23 protein-coding genes, 1 tRNA gene and 1 pseudogene are annotated in these 25,709 nt (G+C 28.9%); 6 read left to right on the top strand and 19 right to left on the bottom strand.

Annotated elements, in window-relative coordinates:
• Positions 1-33 precede the first annotated feature (33 nt).
• The 12 genes from D2833_RS01610 to D2833_RS01555 form a co-directional block, all read right to left on the bottom strand.
• Positions 34-1,140 carry an ABC transporter permease gene (locus tag D2833_RS01610; RefSeq protein ID WP_011113529.1) on the bottom strand — a complete coding sequence of 369 codons (1,107 nt, stop codon included), beginning with the start codon at positions 1,138-1,140 and terminating at the stop codon, positions 34-36.
• Positions 1,140-2,120 carry an ABC transporter ATP-binding protein gene (locus tag D2833_RS01605; protein ID WP_231992519.1) on the bottom strand — a complete coding sequence of 327 codons (981 nt, stop codon included), beginning with the start codon at positions 2,118-2,120 and terminating at the stop codon, positions 1,140-1,142. Before D2833_RS01605 ends, D2833_RS01610 begins: the two co-directional genes overlap by 1 nt.
• A gap of 298 nt (positions 2,121-2,418) precedes the next feature.
• Entirely contained in the window at positions 2,419-3,300 is an 882-nt protein-coding gene (locus D2833_RS01600; protein ID WP_027333264.1) for a DnaJ domain-containing protein, read from the bottom strand.
• 3 nt (positions 3,301-3,303) lie between these two features.
• Entirely contained in the window at positions 3,304-4,293 is a 990-nt protein-coding gene (locus D2833_RS01595; RefSeq protein WP_117273990.1) for an NAD(P)H-dependent glycerol-3-phosphate dehydrogenase, read from the bottom strand.
• Between the two features lie 82 nt (positions 4,294-4,375).
• Positions 4,376-5,506: a DnaJ domain-containing protein gene (locus tag D2833_RS01590; protein WP_117273988.1), complete on the bottom strand. Its 1,131-nt coding sequence runs from the start codon at positions 5,504-5,506 to the stop codon at positions 4,376-4,378.
• 33 nt (positions 5,507-5,539) lie between these two features.
• Positions 5,540-6,940 (bottom strand): Fe-S cluster assembly protein SufB, encoded by a 1,401-nt coding sequence (gene sufB / locus D2833_RS01585; protein ID WP_011113524.1) that lies wholly within the window; start codon positions 6,938-6,940, stop codon positions 5,540-5,542.
• 3 nt (positions 6,941-6,943) lie between these two features.
• Positions 6,944-7,378: an iron-sulfur cluster assembly scaffold protein gene (locus tag D2833_RS01580; RefSeq protein ID WP_011113523.1), complete on the bottom strand. Its 435-nt coding sequence runs from the start codon at positions 7,376-7,378 to the stop codon at positions 6,944-6,946.
• A complete protein-coding gene (locus D2833_RS01575) occupies positions 7,365-8,561 on the bottom strand; it encodes an aminotransferase class V-fold PLP-dependent enzyme (RefSeq protein ID WP_011113522.1) in 1,197 nt (398 codons plus the stop codon). Before D2833_RS01575 ends, D2833_RS01580 begins: the two co-directional genes overlap by 14 nt.
• Complete coding sequence (locus D2833_RS01570) at positions 8,542-9,180, bottom strand: SufD family Fe-S cluster assembly protein (protein ID WP_027333266.1); 639 nt, start codon at positions 9,178-9,180, stop codon at positions 8,542-8,544. The genes D2833_RS01575 and D2833_RS01570 overlap by 20 nt, the downstream gene beginning before the upstream one ends.
• A 6-nt stretch (positions 9,181-9,186) precedes the next feature.
• Entirely contained in the window at positions 9,187-9,993 is an 807-nt protein-coding gene (sufC, locus tag D2833_RS01565) for a Fe-S cluster assembly ATPase SufC (protein WP_011113520.1), read from the bottom strand.
• A gap of 407 nt (positions 9,994-10,400) precedes the next feature.
• Positions 10,401-11,111 (bottom strand): YgjP family zinc-dependent metalloprotease, encoded by a 711-nt coding sequence (locus D2833_RS01560; RefSeq protein ID WP_231992497.1) that lies wholly within the window; start codon positions 11,109-11,111, stop codon positions 10,401-10,403.
• 78 nt (positions 11,112-11,189) lie between these two features.
• Positions 11,190-11,747: an inorganic diphosphatase gene (locus D2833_RS01555; protein WP_011113518.1), complete on the bottom strand. Its 558-nt coding sequence runs from the start codon at positions 11,745-11,747 to the stop codon at positions 11,190-11,192.
• A 231-nt stretch (positions 11,748-11,978) separates the two neighbouring features.
• Between D2833_RS01555 and D2833_RS01550 the strand changes: the two genes are divergently transcribed.
• Positions 11,979-12,524, top strand: a complete 546-nt coding sequence (locus D2833_RS01550; protein WP_231992495.1) for an MPN527 family putative ECF transporter permease subunit — start codon at positions 11,979-11,981, stop codon at positions 12,522-12,524.
• A gap of 126 nt (positions 12,525-12,650) precedes the next feature.
• Here the strand turns inward: D2833_RS01550 and D2833_RS01545 are convergent.
• Positions 12,651-12,735, bottom strand: a tRNA-Leu gene (locus D2833_RS01545).
• Between the two features lie 103 nt (positions 12,736-12,838).
• Positions 12,839-15,778 (bottom strand): arsenic metallochaperone ArsD family protein, encoded by a 2,940-nt coding sequence (locus D2833_RS01540; protein ID WP_027333268.1) that lies wholly within the window; start codon positions 15,776-15,778, stop codon positions 12,839-12,841.
• Positions 15,779-15,868: 90 nt separating this feature from the next.
• On the opposite strand from D2833_RS01540, the gene D2833_RS01535 reads away from it, so the two are divergent.
• The 5 genes from D2833_RS01535 to D2833_RS01515 all read left to right on the top strand — a co-directional run bounded on the left by D2833_RS01535 (position 15,869) and on the right by D2833_RS01515 (position 20,096).
• On the top strand, positions 15,869-16,762 hold the full coding sequence (locus tag D2833_RS01535) for an HAD-IIB family hydrolase (protein WP_014574693.1): 894 nt from the start codon (positions 15,869-15,871) through the stop codon (positions 16,760-16,762).
• Between the two features lie 13 nt (positions 16,763-16,775).
• Entirely contained in the window at positions 16,776-17,471 is a 696-nt protein-coding gene (locus D2833_RS01530; protein ID WP_027333269.1) for a hypothetical protein, read from the top strand.
• Between the two features lie 72 nt (positions 17,472-17,543).
• On the top strand, positions 17,544-19,235 hold the full coding sequence (locus D2833_RS01525; RefSeq protein WP_027333270.1) for an ATP-binding protein: 1,692 nt from the start codon (positions 17,544-17,546) through the stop codon (positions 19,233-19,235).
• On the top strand, positions 19,223-19,600 hold the full coding sequence (locus D2833_RS01520) for a hypothetical protein (protein ID WP_027333271.1): 378 nt from the start codon (positions 19,223-19,225) through the stop codon (positions 19,598-19,600). Before D2833_RS01525 ends, D2833_RS01520 begins: the two co-directional genes overlap by 13 nt.
• A 4-nt stretch (positions 19,601-19,604) precedes the next feature.
• On the top strand, positions 19,605-20,096 hold the full coding sequence (locus D2833_RS01515) for an NADPH-dependent FMN reductase (protein WP_027333272.1): 492 nt from the start codon (positions 19,605-19,607) through the stop codon (positions 20,094-20,096).
• A 174-nt stretch (positions 20,097-20,270) separates the two neighbouring features.
• On the opposite strand, the pseudogene D2833_RS01510 reads toward D2833_RS01515, so the two are convergent.
• The 5 genes and pseudogenes from D2833_RS01510 to D2833_RS01485 all read right to left on the bottom strand — a co-directional run.
• Positions 20,271-20,564: pseudogene (locus tag D2833_RS01510) on the bottom strand (IS1634-like element ISMsy1 family transposase); the annotation flags it as partial.
• Positions 20,565-20,717: 153 nt separating this feature from the next.
• Complete coding sequence (locus D2833_RS04345) at positions 20,718-20,846, bottom strand: hypothetical protein (RefSeq protein WP_256998355.1); 129 nt, start codon at positions 20,844-20,846, stop codon at positions 20,718-20,720.
• 141 nt (positions 20,847-20,987) lie between these two features.
• Positions 20,988-22,247 carry an IS256 family transposase gene (locus D2833_RS01495; RefSeq protein WP_117273981.1) on the bottom strand — a complete coding sequence of 420 codons (1,260 nt, stop codon included), beginning with the start codon at positions 22,245-22,247 and terminating at the stop codon, positions 20,988-20,990.
• Positions 22,248-22,292: 45 nt separating this feature from the next.
• The gene (locus tag D2833_RS01490) at positions 22,293-24,041 is read right to left on the bottom strand and encodes an MFS transporter (RefSeq protein WP_231992489.1); all 1,749 of its coding nucleotides are present in this window, start codon (positions 24,039-24,041) and stop codon (positions 22,293-22,295) included.
• Positions 24,025-25,656, bottom strand: coding sequence for a hypothetical protein (locus tag D2833_RS01485; RefSeq protein ID WP_117273986.1), 1,632 nt, complete (start codon positions 25,654-25,656; stop codon positions 24,025-24,027). Before D2833_RS01485 ends, D2833_RS01490 begins: the two co-directional genes overlap by 17 nt.
• Between the last annotated feature and the right edge of the window lie 53 nt (positions 25,657-25,709).

Genomic DNA, 25,709 nt, shown 5'->3' with positions numbered 1-25,709 from the left:
ATTCTAATCTTTTAATTTGGTTCTAAAAACTCATTAGCGTTTTCTAGAATATTTTACTGCATACAGCAAGAAGGTAAATAACCCTAGTAAACCAGCAGCGTAAATTACTGAAACATAAGGTTCTACATCTTGACCAACTAATGTAGTTTTAGCATAATCCCTGATTCCCATATTAATTCCATCAGTTAGTTTTTGCACGATCTCGTTAGCAGTTTGTAATGCTTGTTCTCTTGGCATACGAGCATTATCCATAAAGAAGGTTAAGAGATTTTTAGTTGTGTCATTTGATAAGGTGACACTAACGTTTTCAGCTGTTAGTGTATTAACACTTGAAGTAATGATATCGTGGTTTAAAGAAACATTATTTAATAAGATGCTTGCTTCAGTTTGTGGGATTAGTGAGATAGCTGCACTTAATCCTTTTGGTAATAATGAAATTGGGAAGTAACCACCAATTAAGAAACCACCTGCAGATGATACCATTGCTGTTAATACTAAGAAGATTGATAGTTTCTTAATGTATGAAAAGATGAAGACGAAGAAAACAGAGTTGATTAAACAGATTAAGATTGTCACACCAACTGTAGCTAGAACAGTTTCAGGTTTAGAGAACGGTGAAGTTGGAAATCTTGCAACAATATATACGTAGATGAAGAATAATGCTAATAAAGTTATTAACATATTAAATAAGATATTAAATACTACGTATGATAATCTTACGGTTGTTGTTTTAGTTGGAGTGATGAAGAAATCTTCTAAGATACGTTCTTCACGGTCTTGAACGATATTTTGTGACAGTTGAACAGCTGTAGTTAGTGCAGTTATTGAGATCAACCCAGATAAGAGCGTCCCATTAAAGATGTAGTTTGAGATCTCTGTGGTAAATTCTGTTGAATAGACTAGTTCAATCGCACCAAGATCTCTTAGTGATGTTTGTGATTCTCTTGATAATGAGCTTAAGTTTAAGAACTCAACAGCTCTACCACCAGGATCAAAACTATTTCTTTTAATAATCAGAACAAAAACTAATAAGGTGATTACTGGACCTAATAGGATAAAGAAGAATCTAGTTTTGTTTCTTAAGAATAACTTAATGTTTCTAGCTAAAAGGCTTCCGAATGTTGTCTTGGCGTAAATCATTATTTAGCACCTCCTAGTTTTCATCAACTACGATGTTTAGTACTCTCAGTTTCTTCTGGGTGTTTTTTATTTTCTTCATTGGTTAGATTGATGAAAACATCTTCCATATTCCCTTTGATTAATTCAAAGTTTTCTAATACACCAATATGTTCTTGGGTAAATTTGTGGGCTTGATCATACGTATCAAAAGCCACTCTTAAATAACCACCCTTAATCTCATAAGTTAGGCTTTTTGTTTCAATTAATTTTCTAATTGAATGATCAGGTTTGTCTTGAACTAACACTCATGACTTTGCATATCTAGTTTTTAGTTCAGCCGGAGTTCCTTCGGCTAGTTTTTTACCTTTTTTAATTACGATCGTGTAATCACAACCATCAGCTTCATCCATATAGTGGGTGGTTAAGATGATCGTTAATCCGCGTTCGATTCTTAATTTTTCTAAGATATCTCAAACCATTCTTCGTGAGATTGGATCTAATCCAGTGGTTGGTTCATCTAAGAATAAGATTGAAGGATTGTGTGTTAATGCTCTAGCAATATCAACTCTTCTTCTTTGACCACCAGATAAGCTGCCATACTTCTTTCAGATAATATCTTCAAGTTTAAAGTTAACTACCATCTCATCAACAACTTGTTTGGTCGTTTTATCTTTAAATTCATTTTTATATAAAGATAATCTTGAGTATAAGTTTTCATAAACACTTAGATTCTTATCTAAGATTGAGTTTTGAAACACAATCCCGATATTGTTTCTAATTCTAGTAAAATCACCCTTAACTTCTTCACCAAATAGTTCGATCGAACCAGAGTCTTTTGATAAAAGTCCCATGATGATATTTAAAGTTGTTGTTTTACCAGCACCATTAACCCCTAAAAAGCCATAAAATTGTCTTTTATAAACTTTAAAAGTTAGATCATCAAGTGCTTTTTTAGTACCTGACCTTTTGTGCTTATCAAAACTTTTGTTAAGATTGGTTATCTTGAGAATAACTTCGTTTTTTTTCTAAATTTTCCATATATCCATATAATAATTTAATTTGTTTCTAACAATTAAACCCTAATAACGATGGTTTTTTTTCAACATAAAAAAATTATTGCATCATTGTTAGATTAAAAAAAATAAATATTTAATATTCCGAAATTAATTAATTTAATCTTAACTAAAAGCTAAAATACCAAATATAAATTTGTTAGATTATACGTTATTTAATAAAAATATAAGCAAATATACTATCTTTTTAAAAAGTTTTTGTCACCTAATAAATATTTAAAGCTGATTATAATACGTATTCATTAAGAATTTCATACGCATAATTGATCCTTTTAAACATCTCTTCAGCACCCGGATCTTTATTAAGATCTGGGTGGTATTTCTTAGCTAACCTACGATAAGCTGATCTGACATCATCACTAGAATCGTGTCTACTCAACCCTAAGATTCGATAAGCATTATTGATCTCTTCTTCATTTGATGAGCCATTGAAATCAATATTATCCCAATTGATGCTGTTGAAATTAAAGCCAAAGCTATCTTTAAATGCTTGGGTACCTTCACTCATCACTTTTTCATACCAAGCATTTTCATCATCCAACTTACGTTTTTTAAACTCTCTTTGTTTTCTTTTAGCTTCTCTAGCTTTCTTTCATTTTTCTTTCTTTTTAGCTACTCACTGAATAAAGTCTTCAATCTGAAACTCAGCTGTTTTCTCTGCATCTTTATTGTTAACAACACTATCTGAGAATAATCTTTCTCTACCATCACTAAAACTATTAACGTGTTTGTTATTAATCCTAGAATGATCATATTGATAGTTATATAGTGAATCATCAAACAAGAACGAAGTGGTGTTTTTGTTGTAATAATTACCATTATTTAAATGGTCATAAAAAGCTTCTGTTTGTTTTTGGTAGTAAGCTTTTTCTTGTTCAGGAGTAATCTTATAACTACTAGTTTGATAGTTATTTGTTGTATGTTGATCGTATTGTTGATAAACCGAACTAGTTTGAGAAAGCGAAATATCCCTAACTAAATTACGGTAGTACTGATCTAGTTCGATAGGTCTTAAGGTAGTTGAGTTTTGTTGTTCATTTTGAGCCGACTGATAATCGTCAAAATAAGCGATCAGATTAAGTTGGGTTGGTTGTTGCTTGTCAGCCATATATTAATTAATCAACTTTTTAACTAGGACAGATTCATCCAGATCTTCATATAAGATCTGATAAATTGTGATTAGGAGTTTTAATTCTAAATTATTGTTCTTAATGATCTCATACATCGTTTTAGCTGCTAGATAACCTTCAACGGTTTTGATATTTTTTTCTAACGCGTTTTTAATTCCGTATTTAGCCACTAACTTACCAAAACTAAAGTTTCTTGATTGATCGTTTGTACAAGTCAGAATAAAATCACCGATCCCACTAAGTTGGGTACAATCTTTTGGTCGGTATTTATCTTTAGCTAAACTTTCATACAAACGATCCATCTCATTAAATAGTTTTGTTAGTAAAGCAGATCTAGTGTTGGCTGATGTTGTTTGTTCAAAAACGATCCCAGTTCCGATGGCACAAACGTTTTTAATTGCAGCAAACAGTTGTGCTGATAGTTCGTTGTCAAATGGTACTAATTGAAAAGTGTTATTATTAAATAGTTCACACACTTTTTTACAACTAGTCATATCATTAGATACGGCATTAATCACTGTTGGGTGATTATCAAACACCTCAGTAGCAAACGAAGGTCCTAATAATGATGTTAATGATAGCAAATTCTTACTAAACGCTTGTTTGATCACTTCTGATCAAAATTGTTTAGTTTGACCATCCATTCCCTTAGCTACATTAATCAGATTAACTTTACGATCTTTTAGAACGTTAGTTAGTTTTGCTAAGACATCATTAAAAAACTTTGATGGAATTGCTAATAATAAATAATCACACCCATCAACAACTGCAGCTAAATCACTTGAAACTAGATCAGGTGATTTAACTAGTTTTATATGACCAAAATAACGATTATTATAACCTTTTTTAAGGCTATTGATTTCGTCTTGATCGATCCCTCACATCTGTACGATATGACCGTTTTTTAATAAGATATTAGCTAGAGCAGTTCCTCAAGCTCCCGTACCAAGGACACCAATTTTAGTTTTCATTAAGCTATCTTGAATCTATATAAATTATATTAACAATTTTTTCAAAGTTTAAACGTAATTTTTGATTGTAAACCAGCGAATTTTATCCTGATTTATTTGCAGTATTATTATGGATTTCTTGAGCTTCGATCGCTTTTTTAGTTAGATAAGAAGCATAAAAAACACTAATGAATAGGACTGCGGTAATGATTCAGACAATTTTTACTTTTTTGAATTCAGGGTTTGTAGCACTGAAATCACTAGCTAAGTAGATATTTAAAAAACTTAATAAGGTGATCGTTCCAAATAAGATCCAAACAAACGGAAACCACCCAAGACTTAGCTCGTTATAAAACTTTTCTAGTACTGAGTTGTTTTGCAAGAAGATGAAGATCAAACTAAGAACGATGCAAAGAATTAGGGTATATCTTAAAACTAATTGTACATTAGTGATGATCTTCATCAATCTTGAAGTGTCATTTCAACGTTTAGGAAATAAAAGATCAGGATCGATTGCTTGAACTTGTTTAGGTGGTTTTTCACCTTTTTTCTTCTTGTCTTTTTTAACTTTTACTTGTTCTGTGTTTTTCTCAAATTCAGACTGTTTTTCAGCTTTTGTTTTAGTCTTCTTATTTTCTTTAGCTTTTTTGTCTTCTTTAAATGATGGTGTAGCAGCTTTTTTCTCGATTGGTGATTCTTCAGGATTTTTAGCACACCACAGTTCAAAACTCATCAACGATGTGTTGGCTAATTTTAGGTATTGATCATATCGCGCCCGTTTTAAGGGATCACCTAAGATCTCATAAGCACGTTCAATCTTACGACTCATCTCAGTTGAGTGCGCGTCTTTAGCAAATACCGTAGAGTACTGCAAACGCATCATCTTGTATTGAATCGTGATCTTTTCAGTTGAATCATTCTGATTCACCTTTAAAATCTCATAATAGTTTTGATTTTGGTTTCTTTGGTGAAAGAATGATGTTGTGTTGATAGCTGCTGCTTTAGCTCTTCTTTGTTTAAGTCGACGATCGAAATCAAATCGCGTTGTTTCATTACTTAAAATAGAATAAGCCCGATTAATCTCCTTAAATTTAGCTTCAGCATCAGAAGCTTTATTAACATCGGGGTGATATTCTCTAGCAAGACGACGAAATGCTTTTTTAATCTCTTCTTTAGAGGCAGTTTCACTAACGCCTAATAATTCATAATAATTTGACTCAAGAAAAGGTCGCATAAACTAATCATTTGACTAATTAATTATAAACGATTAACCAACACTTCCTTCCATATCCATCGTAATTAAACGGTTCAATTCGATCGCATATTCCATTGGTAATTCTTTAGTGAAAGGTTCAATAAAACCTAGAACGATAAGATTTTCAGCCACATCTTTAGGAACCCCTTTAGACATCATGTAGAAAAGTTGTTCTTCACTAATATTTGAAACCTTTGCTTCATGTTCTAAAGAAGAGTATTTATTCTCAATAATCTCAGTTGGTAACGTATCAGTTCTTGAGATATTATCGATTAATAAGGTGTCACACTCAACTTTTGAACTTGAATAGTGAGCATCTTTTCCGATTTTAACTAAACCGCGATAACAAGTGTCCCCACCGTTAAATGAAACTGATTTTGAAACGATTCTAGATTTAGTATGAGGTGCTAAATGGATCATCTTAGCACCCGCGTCTTGAATAATCCCTTTATTGGCTACAGCAATTGAGATACAATCACTTGAAGCATATTCTCCAGCTAGAATTGATGAAGGATACTTCATATTAATTCTTGCGCCAATGTTCCCATCAATTCATGACATTTTGGCATTTTCATAAACGATCGAACGTTTAGTAACTAAATTTAAAACGTTATCAGATCAGTTTTGAATTGTCGTATATCTTCCCACTGAGTTTTTGTGCAAGAAAACCTCAACCACAGCACAATGCAAGTTGTCTTCTGAATAAACCGGAGCTGTACAACCTTCAACGTAGTGACATTTAGCACCTTCTTCAAGGATAATAATTGTTCGTTCGAATTGACCTACCCTACGACCATTAATTCTGAAGTAAGCTTGTAAGGGTTTTCTAATCTCCACACCTTTAGGCACATAAACAAATGATCCACCCGATCAGAATGCGGTGTTTAGTGCAGCAAACTTATTGTCGTTTGTTGAAACGATTGAACCAAAATATTTCTTTACTAATTCTGGATATTTTTGTACTGCTGTGTCAGTATCAGTAAAAATCACCCCATTTTCAGCTAACTCTTTTTCAATACTATGATAAACAGCTTGGGAATCATACTGAGTTGAAACCCCATTTAAAAATTTAGCTTCTGCTTCTAGAATTCCTAGTTTTTTAAATGTGTTTTTAATCTTCTTAGGTACTTGATCCCAACTATATTGAGGATTATCAACTGCTTTAGAATACATTACTGCATTATCATAATCAATAAATGATAAATCAGGACCTCAGCTAGGATTTGGCATCTTCATAAAAGTATCAAATGCTTCTAATCTAATCTTTAACATCCATTCTGGTTCGTTTTTTAGTTTAGAAATCTTCTTAACAATCTCTCTAGAGATTCCTTTAGTGGTTTCAAAAATTGAAGTATCTTTATCATAAAAACCATACTGGTATTTTTTGTTTAAGATTTTTTTTGATATCGGCATATATTACTCCTTGGTTAAATATTCATTTAGTGCTTTAGCATTTATCGTTGCGCAAATAATTCGATTAGATTGCATGTGAACTGAAGAAAAAATATCAAATTCTTCGGCTAAAAGTGGGTTTTTTACATCTTTAAAAATAAATTCTAGATAAGCTGATAAAAGTTTTTTGACTTCATCTAATTTCTTATTAATTAAGTATTTAGATAAAAAATCAAAAGTTGTTTGAGAAATGATACAACCACTCCCACTAAACTTCAAATCCACTAATAGATCATCTTTGATTAAAAGATAGAGATCAAATTGATCAGCACAGCTATCTGATTTAGTTTTTATTACTTTGTAATTAGGATCACTGATGGGTTCTTTAATAAAGTTCTTAGGGTTTTGATAATAATCAATGATGATCTGTCTTCTGATTAATGCATTAGAGTAATTCATTTAAGATATCCTTTAAGTCAAACTCTTCGATTACTTTAAAAAAGTAATCGATCTCTTCTTTTGTATTATAGATTGATAAAGAAACACGAACATAACCATCTTTTTGGTATTTCTTTAGTAGGTGTACACAAGAAGCTCCAGCTCTAGTAATAATTTTTTTAGTTGATAAGTATCAAGCTAAGTCTTGGGAATGGATATTTGGAATTTGTAATAGGAAGATTGGAAAATTAGCTTGTTCATTTATTAAGATCAACTTTTTTTGTTGCTTAATTTTCTCTTTAAAATAAGTAGTTAAGTTCTGCTTATAAGTTTGAAATTTTTGATTATAGATTTCATTTATGAAATCTAAAGTTTTAGATCATGAATAGATAGCAGCAACGTTATTAGTGCCTGCTTCATATTTCAGCGGGTTGGTTTTAAGTGAAATCGATTTTTGGTTAATGTCAAAATCGTAATACATATCCCCACCATACTTTAAAGGATTAAGGATCTTTTGCAGATCTTTTTTAATATAACCAATCCCCAGTCCAGTAGGTCCAAAGATTTTATGCGCAGAAAAACATAAACCGTCAATGTTTTGACTAATGACAATTTTTTCTTGTGCTGCTAGCTGTGTTGCATCTATAAAAACTAAACAATTTTTATTTATCGTTTTGATCTGTTTGGCATAATCTAAGTAGTTAATTTTGTAGCCAAAAATATTGGATAGACCAGAAAATGCAACTAATTTAGTTTTTTGATTAACCTTATCTTTAATTTCATTTAAAGATTTAACTAGTACTAATTTGAGATTATTTCTTCTAGATAACTCTAATCAATTAATCAGGTTACTTGCATGCTCTAACTCGTTAACGATAATCTCATCACCCTTTTTTAAATATTCATTTAAACCGAAAGCGAATAAGTTTAAGATCTCAGTTGCTGAACTATTAAAAATTATTTCATCAGCACTAACTGCTAAGTATTGCGCTGTTTTTTTTCTAGTTTCATAAATAATATCGTTTAATTTGTTAGATAAACTAGTGTTGTTATTATGTGGATTTAATGATCATTTTTGATAATACTCGCTGATAGCATTGACAACAGAGTCAGGTTTTAAACTCGTAGCTGCATTATCAAAATATATTCAACCTTTATTGTTTTTAAATCAACTAAACTCTTCTCTAACTAATTGAACTTTCATAATTAACTTTTAGAAATAAGTCTTCAATTTGTTTAATCATTTTAGTTCGTTCTTTTTCACTTTCAATAATGCTGATTGTTTTAATGAAATAACCCATTAAAATCAATTTAATTGCTTCAGCTTTTTTCACACCTTTAGCCATTAAATAAAACAGGTGATTTTGATTTAATCTTCCTACAGCCATTGCGTGTTTTGCTTTAACATTATTGTCGTCAATAATCAGTTGAGGTTCTCCCTTAACTACGGCTTCATCACTTAATAAAACACCTCTAATTTCTTGAACTGTATCATTTTGATGAGTTTTATTTTTAATCACACTAGTAATTGTTGATGAAACATTTGACTGATCAGCCGCCACAACATAGTTTTGATAAACACTTCTAGCATTATTAGATAAGTGGTTTAATTTGATATTATATTTCTTCTTATTTTTATTAATTCCGAACGTAGAAATAATCACTTTTGCCGAAGAATACTCAGATAAATTGACATTTATATTCAAATTTGAATCACTATCATGAATATCTAATAAGTGAATAAAACTATTAGTATTTTTTGGTATCGAATAAACTAATTCAGATGCATTAGAATCGATTAAGACAAAGTATTTTTTCTCCATAATTAATTACTTAGCAGCGAATTGATCAATCAATTCGAAGTCATGGTCTTTATTTTCTTTAAAGTCAATGTTGAATTCTTTTCTAATTCAATCATAACCTTCTTTGTCTATTCGTTTTGCTAAACTTGCATCCCCTTCAGTAACGATTGTTCCGTTAACCACTACAAAAACCTTAGTTGGTTTAATTAATTTAAACATTCTTTCGTAGTGAGACACGATTATTAATGACTTACTTTTATCTTTTATTCATTCTTGTAACTCTTTTGTAATGATCTTTAAAGCGTCAACATCCAAGCCTGAATCAATTTCATCTAGCATTGCGAAATCAGGATTAATTGTTTTTAAAAGAAAGATTTCATTTTTCTTTTTTTCACCACCACTAAAACCTTCATTTACTGAACGATTTAGCAATTCAAAATTCATTTTTAATTTTTTGGTGTTACTTTGAATTAATTTATAAAACTCCGGTAAATCTATTGGTTTTTCTCTTCTTGCGTTTATTGCTGAGCGAATAAATTCTACTAATGAAACGCCAGGAATTTCTTCTGGAGCTTGACTTGCCAAATACAAACCTAATCTGGCTCTTTCATCAACTTCCATCTTATTAAGCACTTGATCCTTAAATAAAATTTTTCCCCTAACTATTTTTGAATCATGGTGACCCATTATAGTTTTTAAAAGCGTTGATTTACCATGGCCATTTGGACCCATTATTGCAACGATATCACCAGCTTTAATAGTTGCTGAAACATTTGTCAATATTCTTTTCTTATCAATATTAACTGTTAAATTGTTAATTACTAGTTCTGACATACATTAAAATGGTAAAATAATATATTTAAAATGATTCATAATTACTTTATATATTTCGCTTTTAGATATGCTTTATTTCTAAAGTTGAAAATCGTTCATTTTTGCACTCATCTGAAACTGACTAAGATAGCCAAAAAGGCTTAGTCATTAATGTCTTTAATTCGGCATTATTTTGAATAAAATTTACGGCAAATATCAAATGCTTCAACTAGTTTTTTAAATAAATTTTAAGGACAGGCTTCTATTCTTTATTTGAGAAAAAAATACTGGTTTTACACTACAAACGTTAGAACGAACTGGAAAAATAAAATTTGGTTTTCCAAATCTTTATTTATGGTTAAATAAAAGTTTTACAATTTTTGAAAATCTTAAAAATATTCGGTAAATTTGATATTTTTTATAGAAAATTATTGTTTAAGTAGTTTATTAATTTCTTTTCAGTTTGGTAAAAAATGTTCAACAATTTTATAAAACTTTTTTGTGTGATTCTGCTCTATTAAATGAGTCATCTCGTGAACAAGAACATATAGTAAGCAGGCAATCGGTTTCTTTACCAATCGTAAACTAATCCAGATTCGTTTTTTATCTACGTTACAAGTGCCTCATTTTGTTTTCATATTTTTGATACGATATTCGTTAGCTTTCACACCCATAATTCCTTCTAAGTCTGTGATCGATTTTTTCATCTCATACATGAGTGATTTTTTTGATCAGTTATCAAATATTTTTTCTTTTGCATTTTGATCCAAATCTTTATCAACATTAAAGATAATATTGTCTTCTTGTAATTGGATCGAAGGCCGTTTTTTCGTATCAACAATTAATAAATTGAATACTTGCCCTCAGAGATATATTTTTTCTCCACTTTCAAACTTTGTATAAAATTGTTCTGCATTTCTCAAAACGTTTTGTTTAGCTTTAATTACAAAATTTAACTTCAACAAAACAAAATCCACAATTGATTGATCGGGACAATTTAAAGGGCAAGAAACAAAAATATCACCAAATGGTGGCTTAACCTTTAAATAGATATTCTTAATTCCTTTTTTCTTGGTTACGTTAACTTCTAAGTTGCCAACCATTAAAACCTTATTAATCTTACTGATATATCTTACCATATTCTTCACTTAAAATGTCTTTAAGATAAAAATAAGTCGCATAGTAGCGACTTTTTTATTGGTTAATTGTTGATAAAACTATTCCATGTATTTTTCAGGATACATTTTCTTCATTTTGGCAATGAATTCATCCTTAGGTAATGATCCATATTGGTTCATTAGACTTACACAGTTTTTATATTCGTGGATCGCTGAGTCTAACTCTTTGAAACCTTTAACCAGAACTTTTTTGTTTTGTAGTAACTTGTAAGTTTCAAAGAACCCTTTAATTTCTTTTAATGCGTGTGCACCTAGATCTTTAAGAGATCTAATATTTTCAAAACGCTTATCACAAGCAATTACACCAATTAACTTGTTATCAGTTTCACCTGAATCAACCATTCCCATCATTCCTAAGATTCTAACAGGAACCACCACACCTGGTTGAAAAGCTTGGTTGGCAACCACTAAACAGTCTAATTCATCCCCATCTCAATCTAAAGCTTCTTTAATAAAACCATAGTTGTGTGGGTAAACTTCAGATCCATATAAGATACGATCAACAGAGATTTGATCAGTTTTGCGATCGTATTCATACTTAATATTTGATCCCTTTGGGATTTCTATTGTTACTTTAAGTTCTAATAAATTTGACATTATTATTTATTTGACATTATTATTTAATTGTATTGGTTAATTTAATATTAATTATATTATTTATATTCAATTATATGTATAATAATTACGTGCAAATTCAAAAGAACATAAGAAAAAGAAGAGATTATTATAGTTTCAATTTTAAGTTATCATTTAACGCTGGAATGTTAGCATTAGCGATTATCTTTGCTTATTTATCTTCGCTAGTGAAAATTCCTTTTTTTTAGTTCATTGTCTTTAACAATTGATATCTCGATTGTTTTTTTAATTCCAGTTATCTATATTAGTTCAATATATTCAGCCGTTGCACTAGCAATCTCGTTATCATTAATTCATTTTATTTGGAACTCGACAAACTGGATTGGGATTATTTTTTTAACAATTATTAATATCTTTACGATCTTGATTTTTGCTTTTTTAAATTGATTACTAAATAAAACAAAATTAAAAGATAAGAAGGTTAAATGATTAGTAATCTGAATCTTAATTATTCCGATCTTAATGTTTCTTTTTTCAGCCATAAATGGGATTTTAATAACACCATTGTATTGATGATGGTTTAGAGCTGTTAGAACGATTAATTTTATTGAAGTAGCCAAATTTTATAATTCAACCACCAATCTAAGGTTCTTCTTATTGTTTATTAATGATTATTGAACGGGGATCTTTTCTTTATATTCATTATTTAACTTAATTAAGTTCTCATTGGTCGCTTTCTTTGCAATCCCATTATTAACTTTCTTCCAAAACAATCTGTTTACGAAAAAAATGTTTTAATTAAGTTAAACAACCAACTTAACGAGCTAAGTAGTTAGCTTGTTTTTTATATATTTAGTCTTTATAAACAAAAAAAAATTGGCACCATAGGGCGCCAAGTTAGTTAGTTTATTAGTTATTAGTTATTGGTCCTGGAGATGAGACTTGAACTCACAAGGGTGTAACCCGTCAGATTTTGAGTCTGATGCGTTTGCCATTCCGCCACTCCAGGTGATAGTTAATAACTTAACTGTAATAAGTATAGCACAGATTTTTGAAATGTAAAGATGTTAAATAAAATTTTTTTATTTTTTCTAAAAATCGGCCGACTAGCCTTAACCTTTTTGTGGTGGACGAACATTCTTTTTAGTCATCTGTTCAACATAAACATTACTAAACTTAGGTGAGTTATAAAAACTATAACTATTTTTAGAATGAACGATCTGTCAGGTTAAAGCATCAATCTTCTTTAAAACATTTAGATTAATCCCAAATAAACTGGCCAATTCTTTATTACTTGGATAACTACCATAATGCAAGATATCATTATGGTCCATAATTACTGGTAATTTGAAATCAGTGTTCTTTAAGTGAGTAATTAGCTTAGGATTATTTAAGAACACTTCTTTATGATCTTTTAAGTTATAACGATAACATTTGATCCCTTGATCAATGAAATAACGTTGTAACAACTGCAATTTGGTTTTTAACAATCTAATCCCAAGATCATCCTTATCGTTTTTGGAAACAACTGATGATTCGTAGATATAAATTTCTTGTTGTTGTTTGATATGACGATATCTAGCTAAATCAATCATATTCATCAGTTCACTGTATTGTTTTTCTACCAGTGATTGGTTTTTATTATTACTAATCAGATCACTAGCTTCAGCATCTTCTAAAGTAGCTTTAAATGCTGATAAGATCTTCTTATTATTTTGTTTTCTTTTTTGGATCTGAATATAATCTCTTACTGAAAAACTATAAAATCTTAAAACAAAGATAATTCCCAACCAAACTAAGGGAACAAAGAACACGATCGAAGAGATCACAATAAAACTAAACACCCAAGTTGGGTTAGCGCCAAACCCAAAATAACGGTATTTAAAATCTAAGCCAGGGACAGTTTCAAAATAATTATTAACCAAAGGGTTTTTAACGATTGATTCCATCCTAAATGATTGGGTTTTAAGATCAAGATTATCATTCTTGATCAATAAAACTAGATCTGGTCTTGGATTATTAATTCCTGGGGTGTATTTAATAAACTTATCAATATATTGATCTTTGATCTTAAAATCACCACGATAAGGTTCGATTAACTCTTGCACTGTAAAAGTAAACAGATCATCGTTTTCTGGGTTTAAAAGTAGTTCACCACTACCTAGATATGATGTTCTAGTAGCCACTGGATCTTGGTAATTATTATCAATAATTAACCGTTCAATCACCCTATCACTTGAAAATTTAAATAATGATAAAGCCTTAAAATTAGCATTATTTGAATTAAGATAAACTAAAATATCATCAATCCCATTTAATGAGACAACATTACTAATAGGATAAACCCCAAAGCTAGAATTATCTGAGATCTGTTGGGTCTGATCTAAAAAACTCTGGTTAATCGAAGGGACGATTCTAGCGCGATAACCATTATCCTTATTATCAATTAGATAAACTGTAGAAACTTTATTATTAACGTTCTGTTCTTTTTTCGATCAAAAGATAATGATCGTATTCCCAGCTTGTGATTGTGATAAGGAGTTGTAGTTAGCTGAACTTAATGAGTTAACAAAATTATCTCATCGGTACTGATTATTCTCAAACCCAAATAGTCTTTGCAACTGAAGTGGTGGTTGGATCACTGTATATGTACCGTTTGTATCAAAGATGATCGTTAGATCATTAAATTGCATACTAAATGAGCCAAAAACAAAACCATAAGAAAAGCCAGCTAAACTATGATAAAAGTTCGTATTATCAAGCCGATATAACCGCGATTTAACCATTAATTCTCTTCGGTTATTAAATAGATCATTATTATTATTAAAGTTAAAATCTTGCGAACCTGAAACTAATAAGAAGTTTGGGTTAGTTCTTTTTAGATCAGTTGTTGGCATAAATGCAGTAGGTGAGACAAATGAACCTAGTGAATCTAACACACTTAGATTTAATCTAAATGTCCCTAATAATTGCAGGTCTGAACTGTTATTACTGACCTTTGGGATCTCACGGTTAGTCGCACTTAAAACGTTATGATCACCCACTGATCAACTTCCCCCAATCTGAAGTTGATCAGTATCTGAGATGATTTTTCCTCCAGCAATCGCACCCCTGATTACATAAGTAAATTGCGCGTCTTGAAAGATCGGTAAATTTACCCCAAAATTGCTATCCTTAGTTTGAGACCACCCACCAATCAAGACCGCATAAGGTCAACCTGTAACCTGATTGAGGTTCTTATCGATCCGAAAGATCCCCAACGATTGGAACCGATCACTAATCGTTGGGTTAATATTCCCATTCCCTCCAATAAGATAAATGTTTTGCTTATAAACGATTAAGTTGGCTAGATTAGCCAAATAATTGTTATAAGAAAAGATGAATTTTCCATTATTGGTAAAACCGATCATATTACTTAAAAATGAAGGGTTACTATTCCATGTCGAGGGAATATTATTTAATAATGCTTGCGGATCAATCGCAATTTCAGATTGAAAATCTGCCCGTTTATCTAGTTCACGGTCAAGATTTTCTTTTATTTTGGTAATGACCCCAAAACCATCCTTACTGCAATTAGCATACGCTCTGATTGCATTATCATCATTATTTCTAGGGACCGTTAAAACATAAAAGGTCGTGGGATCATATGGATCGTAAGCAACTTCAACAACATGACGACTGATCTGGTTGTCATTAGCAAACCGATAGGTTCATAACGTGTTATAGAATAAATCAGTCCGATAGATAATATTATCATTATCTTTAGAGATAAAGATATACCCACCGTTTGCTAACTTTAAGCCATTAAAGTTATTATTGCTAATATAACCAGGTTGTTGGAGCGCATTAAACTGTTCAACGCTCTTACGATAGATCCTACCGTTATTAACGATCGTTTCAGATAAGGCTTGGTTTTTTAGTTGATGATCGTATATTAAAGAATTATTATTAGTATTAAGCGGTTTATTTTGCCCAAATATTAATAATAGAAAAATAGATAATAATAATGCACAACTGCTAAAAAGCAGTTTTTTAATTTTCGATCTCAACAATGCTAGATATTATCTTATATTATTAATTTATTATTATTAATTTTAAATTTATAGAATATTGTATTTTAAAATTATCTTACTAATTAAAATATGAGCTTAAGAAATACCAAATTCGTTTATACTGATCTAGACGATACGATTATTACATCTAAAAAAGATGCTAAATTTTTATATAAAGGTCAACACTACAAAGATCTATTTGATGTCCCCCCTGAAGTAGTACAAGCGTTTCAAAAACTAATTGAACAAGGAATCTATACTGGGATAGCTACAGGAAGAGATTATCGTAAAGTATACCCATTATTAACTCAAACCAACATGTTTAATTTGCCTACGATTACAGATGATGGGGCATGTGTTTATATTAATAATAAATGTGTTAAGGCTTCTTATATTGATAAGAGCGTAATCGATCGCTTAATCGTTTTAGCTAAGAAGTTTAAAAACATCTCATATAGTATTAACACCCCGTTTGGTGTGTATGTTTCTAAGAATAAATCTTGATGAACATTACAAGATGAATTCTTTAATGAAAAATACCATAATGAGATGTTCAAATTAAGATATGTCGATCTAAGTAAGGTAAGTAATTTTTATAATGATGAGATTACAGCAATTACGATTAGTACAAGACCAATTGCACTAAAACCACTTAACCAACGTGAGATCGACTTCTTTATTGACCTAAATAACTATGGTAATGTCACTGTTACTAAATACAAACAAGATGTTGTGATTCGTCCTAACGAATCAAAAGCTAGTGGGATCTTTTGGGTAAAAAATAACTTTAACAATAAAATTACCAAAGATAATACCGTGTGTTTTGGGGATAATCACAACGATGTTGATCTATTTAAATGATCAAATCTTAGTGTGGCTGTTAATAATGCAAAAGACGTTTATAAGACTTTTGCTAAATATCAAGCAGATAATTGCGAAAATCTTGGTGTGGCTAAATTTATTAACCAATTCTTATTAAAATAAAGGTTTGTAAGATATGACTAAAGAAGATTATCAATTAGTCGATTTACACCTTCATAGCCATCACTCTCGTCACGCTGGAGAAAAACAAACACCTAAATCAGCTTACAGTGCTGATTATTATTTAACCCAACTAAAAAAGCATAATGTTGGTGCTTTTAGTTTTACTGATCACGATGTTTTTACTGAGCTTTTTTATCTTGAACTAAAAGGGTTAATTGAACGAATTAAGGATCGCAAAATTACGATCTTTCCTGGAGTTGAATTCAGGATTAGATCAATTAATCCTAAGGCTGATTGTAATTTTATCTTTAATAACGATCTTGATCTAGCACGGTTAGAAAAACTCAAGTTACTAGTAAGAGAGTTGCAAAACAAACAAGGAGCTGATTTAAATTTACTAGTTAAAGAGTTTAAAAAAGCCGAATTTGATTTTTTCATTATCCCAGATGTTGGTAAATCTGGGAAATGTTCGTTTGAAGACTTTGAAAATGTTTTAGCTGATGTTAGGTATGTCGAAGTCAATCAAGGTAAAGAAAATCGGTTATCTAAAGCGATAAAAAGTAGGTTAAATAACGATTACAAACAGGTCTTTTTTAGTGATTGTCATGATATTAAAAAGTACGATAAGTACTGTTCTAAAACTAAAATTAAGATCCCAAAAGACCAGTTAATCACCTTTGAAGATTTAAAAACTCAACTTTATTTATAATCTTTGATCAGCTTTTTGCTATATTAATATAATATACATATTAATATAGTATAAGCTATTAGCTAATAAGATATGATTAATAATGAAAAAAAATATATCAAGGAACTTGTTTTAAGCAATAGTTCAAGCGAACATATATTACAGTTTTTACCTGGTGTTAATGTCATAATTGGGACTAAAGGTGGTGGGAAATCTACCTTGTTAAAAATCTTGTATGGCTTACATGCGAATTATTCCAATTATGATAGTGATATCGATCAGATCGCTAAAACGTTTGGTTTTAATGTTGATAAGCTTGTTTATTCAAACGGTGATATTAAACGTTGAAGGGATAAAAGAACCAAATACCCAAAAGACGAACAGAGAAACGATATCATTATTCAAGATGACAAGATTAAAAAAGAATTAGATACAGCAGCTACTTTTAAAAAAGAAAAGAATCGTTTTTTAGAAAAAAGCTGTAAAATGGTAGCAAAAGATTTAAGTATCTTTTTTGATGGTTATTTTAAAACTTTTCATGAGCTTAACCAACTGTTAAAAAATTTAAATGAACTAAATATTCACGATCTGTTTCAATTAAAAAACGATAGGAACAAACGGTTATTAGAACAGATCCAAAAGCTGTTAGTTAACTCATTAAATCGCACACAAGAAAAAAATAATAAGTGAGTCATCAAAGTTCATACAGACTTATATAGTATTTTAAGACACTACCTTAATAAGGTTATTGAGCATAAACCTAGATCTGGTGAAATTGAATTAATTAGTAATCAAGATTATGAAAAGATTATTGAGACAGTACTAAGCTTGCTGAAATTACATACTAGATCGATCTTTGATAAATCTTTAAATAACGTTAAATATGATGCAGTAACCAACACGATTAAAGATTATGAACAATACTTAAAAGATTCTCAAGAAACTGATAGAAGAATCGGTTCATTTAGTTCAGCACTAGAAGAAAAATTCAAGTCGATTGCAAGAGTATTAGCTAATAACTTTGCTTATTTTGATAACTTTCTAGATCAAAAATTTTCTAAAATTCCGATCAAGAATAAAGCTAAAAGTGAGAACGATTCTGATATTCAATTCGAAATCGATCTTGAATATGATTTAGGTGAAACTAGTGAAGAAGATCCACCGTTGTACAAGATTTTTTCAAAATGCTTGTACAAACCAAGTGTGTTTACTGACAAAGTTAAATGATTAAACAACTTTTTACAAAAAGGCGGGTTTAAAGATAATAAATACGATCTAGATGATGATGAGATCTTATTACAAACTTTAGAAAAATACTTTGAAGAAAACCTTCAAAACAAGATCACTGTTTTATTAGACGGTAAGGATTATGAAAAGTTGTCATTAGGAACAAGATCAAGTTATGGTGTTAGTCGTGTGATTAAAAATTGTCAATCATCAATCTTATTCTTAGATCAACCTGAAGATAATATTGACAGTTATACGATTGCTAAAACCTTAATCCCAGCAATCAAAGAAAATGATAAGATCGGGCAAGTGTTTATTATTACTCACAACTCAAATACGGGGATCTTAACCGACCCACAAACAACAACAGTTTGTTCGTTTAGAACAAACGATATCCAAAACTCATATCGTCAATCTAATTTAACTGATAAGTTAGAGATTATCGAAGATGAAGTGGTAAATGAAAATGCTTCAGCCCACTATTTAGAGGGCGGGATACAAGCTTTAGAAGAACGCCACTCAATTCTTGTTAACAAAAAAAGGGGATGATGAAAATAATGTATAAACTTCTATTTAAAAAAAACGAAAAAGATTATCATGTTAATTTAGTTGCTATTGACAAACCAGATCATATTCTTCTTAGTTTCGTGTTTTCAGAAGAAGGCGAAAGACCTGATTTTGATGAAGGTCTTATCAAATTAGCAAGTTATATCAAGCAAGATCGTAATAATGACTATAACTTTCATTTAGAGGTTGAACCTCTAAATGAAGAGCAAGAAAACGACATTATTTTTAAAACCCTTTATACTGTATTCACCAAGTTTGTTGAAAGTTTCAAAACAGAATACAAAATGACTAGAGACAAGCTTGAAAAAGAATTTATCGAAATAACCAAAAAACCATTATTCAATTTTAATAATTAATCATATGAAAAAAAACACAATCGTTTTATCTTGCTCAAATAGTGATGTTAGCAAATCACTTAATTATGATTTAGCAACTAAGATTGCTAAATTAGGTTCATTTGATTTTATTAACTTAGCTGACTACAACGTTGATCACATCTCTAGTGATACTGTTGAAAAAGTTCCCGCTAAGATCAGTGAACTTAATGAAAAACTATTACCTTATGAAAAGATGATCTTTGTAACTCCTGAGATTAATGGTTATATGCCTGGATTTGCTAAGAATATCTTAGACTGATTATCAACTAACAAAAACTGACTAGGCAATAAGAAGGCTTATATCGTAGCAGCTACTCCTGGAGCTAAAGCAGCACCTATGGTAAGAGCAATCTTAACTGATGTATTAGGTTTCTTTGGCGCTCAAGTTGTAGGTTCATACGGTTTTGGTGAATACCAATTAAATCAAGATCGTAGCAAAGAGATCCAAGAATTCCTTAACGTTGTTAATCAATAAATCAAACCTTAAGAATTAGATAAAAATAAGCATAAGCGTTTAACGCTTATGCTTATTTTTTTTAACTTACCATCTTGTACATTCTGCGATTAATCCTGCGTTTCCAAGTTGTAATGAAGAAAAAACAAATACACCTATTATAAATAAGGCGTATTCGTTTTTTACACTTTTAAATTACAATGATAGACCATCAACCACATATTGAAAATCACTATATATTTTGTTTAATTCCTTATGTTCTGGGTTTAAATTATTCTTGATTTCACTTACAACTTTACCATTCACAGTCTTTGTTGTGATTGTTATAAGTTTCAATGCATCTATAAACATATTCATTGTGAGTTTTTGGATCTCTCCATTATCTTTATAAAATTTCTTTAATTTATAAATGCAATATTTCAAAACAATTAGAGATAAAAAGCATAAAAATACATGAGATTGAATATGCTCGTCTTTATAAACATACATTTGTAAATGCTCTCAAAGTAGCATTTTTCTTTCTTTTTGTAGTAAATTTTAATAAAAAAACTCCCAAAAATTTTAATATTTTTTTGAGAGTGATAACTTGGAAGTTACAATGTGGGAATAGTTAATTCTAAAATTATATATTTATAGAATTAACTATTTTTGTGTAACATAAAATAATAAAGGTTTGGATAATTTTTTAACTCATTCTTCTTCTAATTTTTCATCTCTTTTTGATACTTCCAAAATTTTAAAATTAAATTCATCCGATAATATTTTTTTCATATCTTCTTGTGTGTAAAATCTGTTTTTTACTCATATATCATTTTCTTTATTTGATAGAACTTTTTTTTCAGAAAATAACTCTAAGTCATAAACTTTTACGGTAACGAAGCTAATTTTGTGTAATTGGATTTTTTCGAACTTTTAGTTTTTCTTAAGTAAGTTCGGAAATACATCCATTAACTCTTCATATATTCTATATCAATTTCTCACTCTATTACTTTTCTGATTTAGTTTTTTATATCTTGGATTGTAACCAAAATGTACATATAGGTCTAATAACAGCTGGTTTATGTTATTAAAAGACTTTTTAGCAGCTAGGAAACTCCCAATTACTGAATTATAGTTTTCAACTATGTTGCTGGTATAAACTAATGTCCGTAAAGCTTTAGAAAAGCTAAAGAGTTTTTCTATGTTGTCCATCGCTCTTTCCACAACTTCAACTGCGCGCTTGTTAGAACCGCCTCACTTATTTTTTAAATATTCAAAGTTGTGTTTTGCACTTTCTCAATTGTCTGCTCCATATATGTTTTTTAAGTCTCTTAAAAAATCGGACTTCATAGAATGAGATACATATTTTGCAGCATTTCTAATCATATGAACCGTGCAAGTAATATGCATTGCTTTTGGATAAACGTTTTCAATCGCTTCTTTCAAACCCTTTAAACCATCTGAAACAATAATATATGTTTCAGACAAGCCGCGTTCTTTCAAATTATCAAGAATGTTAATTCATTCTGTAGCAGATTCGGTGTTGCTTACGTATAGCGCTATAAGCTCTTTTTGACCATCCGCATTGATTCCTACCACGACATAAAGCGTTTTATTTACGTACTTTGACCGTCCGCTTTCTTCAGTTTTGATCTTAAAGACTTTACCGTCAATCATTATGATTGGGTAGTTGTTTTCTAGCGGTCTTTCGTGCCAATCGCGCATCTCATCTTGAACAGTTTGGATACAATTTGAAATTACGCTAGGACTTACTTTGAATCCATATATTGACGTTATTTGATCAGCGATTTCATTGTTTGACAAACGAGTAGAAGCTAAAGAAAGAACATCTAAAATAAACTTATCATGGATAATTCTTTGATATTTCGGGATAATTTGAGAGTCTTGATTTTCACCACGAATTCTTTTCATTTTTATGGGAATTTCTTCTTTCCCTCACTTAACATTTCTAGTGTATGAGCCGTTTTGATACACATTCTCATCATTATCAGCATTTTCTCTCAATAACTCTAGTTTGCCAACGTGTTCACCATCAACCAGAGCCTGTAAAACAGGCTTAGCAATATAATCAGTGATGTTTAATAGTTGTTTTCCACTACTAGGACCAAATTGTTTTACAAATTCAACAATTAATTTTTGAATCTGTTTCATTTGTTCGTCTTTTGAATTCATTTTTGATTACCGTTTATAAAATTATATTAACCTTTCTTTTTTGAGTTAATTAATTGTTTTACACAAAATTGAATTCGGTGCCACTTTTACTTTTTCTAATCAATAATTTTTGTATTCTTCAGTAGAAAACATATCATGTATAGTAAAAATGAATTTTCCACCCTTTTTTAACAAGTTATAAATATTATTTAAAGCCATTCTAACTTCTTCTTCTTCAATAATATTTGTCAAACCATTAAAAGAAAACAAAATAAGATCATATTTTTCTTTTTCGTTAATTTTCTCTATTATATTTTTATGCTTAAATAATATAGAATTATCAGAATTTCTTTTTTTGCAATTATTAATAAATATTTTATTTATGTCAATTGCTTCAATTTTAGAATTAGGGAACATTTTTTTTAATTCAAAAGTAGTTCTCCCCAGTCCGCATCCAATATCGTATATTTTTAATTCTTTTGTATTATCGAAAAAATATTTTTCGATTATATTTTTTTCTGAATTTCAAAGACCATTTTTTGTATATTCTTCATAATCTTTAAAAGTTTTTTTAGAAGAATAAAATTTATTAATATTATTTGTTTTAAAAATAATTAATGAAGTTGTAATTATAAGTGTAGACAATATTAATATAATAAGCGAATAACTTAAATATGCTCAATAATAACTAAATTTATTGTTAAAAAATGTAAATAGAATTATAAGTAAATTAGAAACTATAACTCTAGTGGCCAATGATCAACCATTTTGCTTATGAAAATCTTTTTTATTAAATAACTTGTATGATTCAGAATAAAAGGTTGGTAATGTGATACTAAAAATAAACTGTTGAATAGTGTTGATCAAAAAATAATATATGAAAATAACATAAGAAGAAGTTGTTAATTTTTCTATGAAAATTCATGAAGTAGCTAAAATGAGCATTACTATCATTAGTATATGTAATTTTATTTTAGATTTATTAAAATGATTTAGTATCATCAATAAAATGGTAGCTATTAAACCGCTTATTGACATAGTTAATGTGAATCAAAAAGATCATTCATTATAACTATAATCTTTAATATATGCGAAAAATTGTATCAATCCCGCTTGTCTAGGATAAAGTAATATACCAATTAAAATAGAGAAAGAAAAAATAAATATTCAGCTTGATAATTTAGTTTTTTTAATCTCTTGTGAAATAGTTTTTTTAGAAAATTCAATTGAATTTATATTAAGTTTTAAACTCCAATACAATATACCAGATATTAAATAAGTAATAATATTAAAAACTATCAATCAATAAAATTGTAAATAATTATATAAATAAAATGACATTAAAGGTGAAAGAACTAAACCTATTGATGTAGCAAGAGAATTGCCAATATTAAAGGACTTTAAGGTTTTTTCATCTGTAGCTAAATAATATAACACATTTTTTAAATGAATAAAGCGATAAGAATGTATAGTACCCAATATAGTTGATAAAACAATTAATATAATGGAAAAGATGTTAGAAGTTAAAAATCAAATAGAAATAATAAATACTATCAAGAGAAAAAAAGCACTTAAAATATCAGTTAATAGTAATGCGGTTTTATCTTTAAGAATTTTTACTAATTTATTTGAAAAAATATAAATAATTATTGATGGCAATTGAATTAATAAATATAATAAAGTAACCAATCAAAAATCACCAGATATTTTATATATATAAATTGCTGAAGAAATTTTAAATGCTTCAGAACCGATTAATGATATTCCTACTGCTGAAACATATTTAAAAAGATTAAAATTAAAGGATTTCTTCATTTATAAGCTCCATAAAAATTAACATATAATATATGTTTTTACTTAAAACATTAGATTCATAACTATGAATTTTATCAGCAGGTAAAGCTATTGTAATTGAGTTATCATATTGCAGTTCTGTAATATCAGTTGATCCAGATCCAAAATATAAATGATATGGAAGTGAATATTTATTACATAATTTCTTTAGTTTTTCTAGTAATGATAAATTAACGGCTGTAAAAGTATCAGAAACTCTTATTAATATACCTTCAATATCCCACTGATCACTTTCTGAAGACTCAATATTAATAATTGATTTAATTTTTTTCTTTTGTATTCAATTTTTATTTTCTTTAGAAGATTGTAATAATATTTCTTCTCTTGTTGTAAATATATAATTAATTGATGAAAAACTATTTAAACTTAAAATACAAGCAACCGACATTCTATTGTCAGAATTTCTACTTTTAATAAATACTTTATCAACAATAGTTTTTGTAGAAGGAAATATTTGATATATATCATTTTTATCTAATGAATTAGATTTTTTATCAGAAAAAAATAAAGTAGGTCTATTTATTTTTCTATTTTTTTCGGCTGAAAAAATGTTGTTATCTTTTTTGTTGCAATTTATATCGAAAATAAAATTAGATTTTTTATCATATACATTATAAATTCCATCTATTCAATTCATAGTACCTAAGTTATAAATATTACCATTTACAATTATTCCTCCAACTTCATCTAAATGAGAAATAAAAACTGCTTTTTTATTATTTAAAATATTAAAGAAAATACTGTTTTTTTTATCTTTTCTAACATCAATATCATTTGTTAAAAAATTAATTTCAAATCCAGGCAAAGTAGGTTTTTCATAAGAACTAATAATTGTTTTTATTATTAAAGAATTATTTTTTAATAATAAATCTAAAAAAATAATTATTTTTTTAGATTCCTTATTCATAAATTTATATATTTTTTTAATATCAGAATATATATAAGTATTTAAATATTTTTCTATGCTTTTAAATTTAAAATATCTAATATGATATTTATCGTAATTATAATGTTTATAAATAAAGAAAGTATTAAATAAATTTAAATTTATTGCCTTTCTTAATAGTGCTCATGATGTTATTTCTTTAATTAAATTACCATTAAATTTATATACTGATTCTAAATCATTTACTAATTCGGAAATTTTTCGGTTCCTGTCATGTTTAAAATCATCAGAAAATATATAAGCAAAAGATAAAATTTTTTGTAAAATCGCATAATTAACACTTATATCATATATATTTTTTAAATTATTATTTTTATTAACAAAAGATAAATTTATAGTTTCTAAACTTACAATTTCTATTTTAAAATCAAATATATAGGTAATTAATAAGTTATCGTCAAATTTACTATTAGGCAATCTATTAGCTATTCACTGTAAAAACTTTTGTTTATCAGTTTCCCTTATATCTGATATGAAACAAAAATCTAAATCATTTATAGATCTTTTTAAAATATTATTTTTAGCAAGTATATAACTTCCCTTTAAGATTAAAGAAATATTTGATGAAAATAAAAGATTAAATTCGGATATTAAGTCATCAATAAATTTTAAAATTTTTCTATATATCATAAATTAAGGCAATGGTAACGAAGCTAATTTTGTGTAATTGGATTTTTTCGAAC

The organism is Mycoplasmoides gallisepticum (assembly GCF_900476085.1).
GTDB classification, from domain to species: Bacteria; Bacillota_I; Bacilli_A; order Mycoplasmatales; family Mycoplasmoidaceae; genus Mycoplasmoides; species Mycoplasmoides gallisepticum.
The sequence above is the reverse complement of the archived record's forward strand: the minus strand, read 5'-3'. Positions and strand labels throughout refer to the sequence as shown.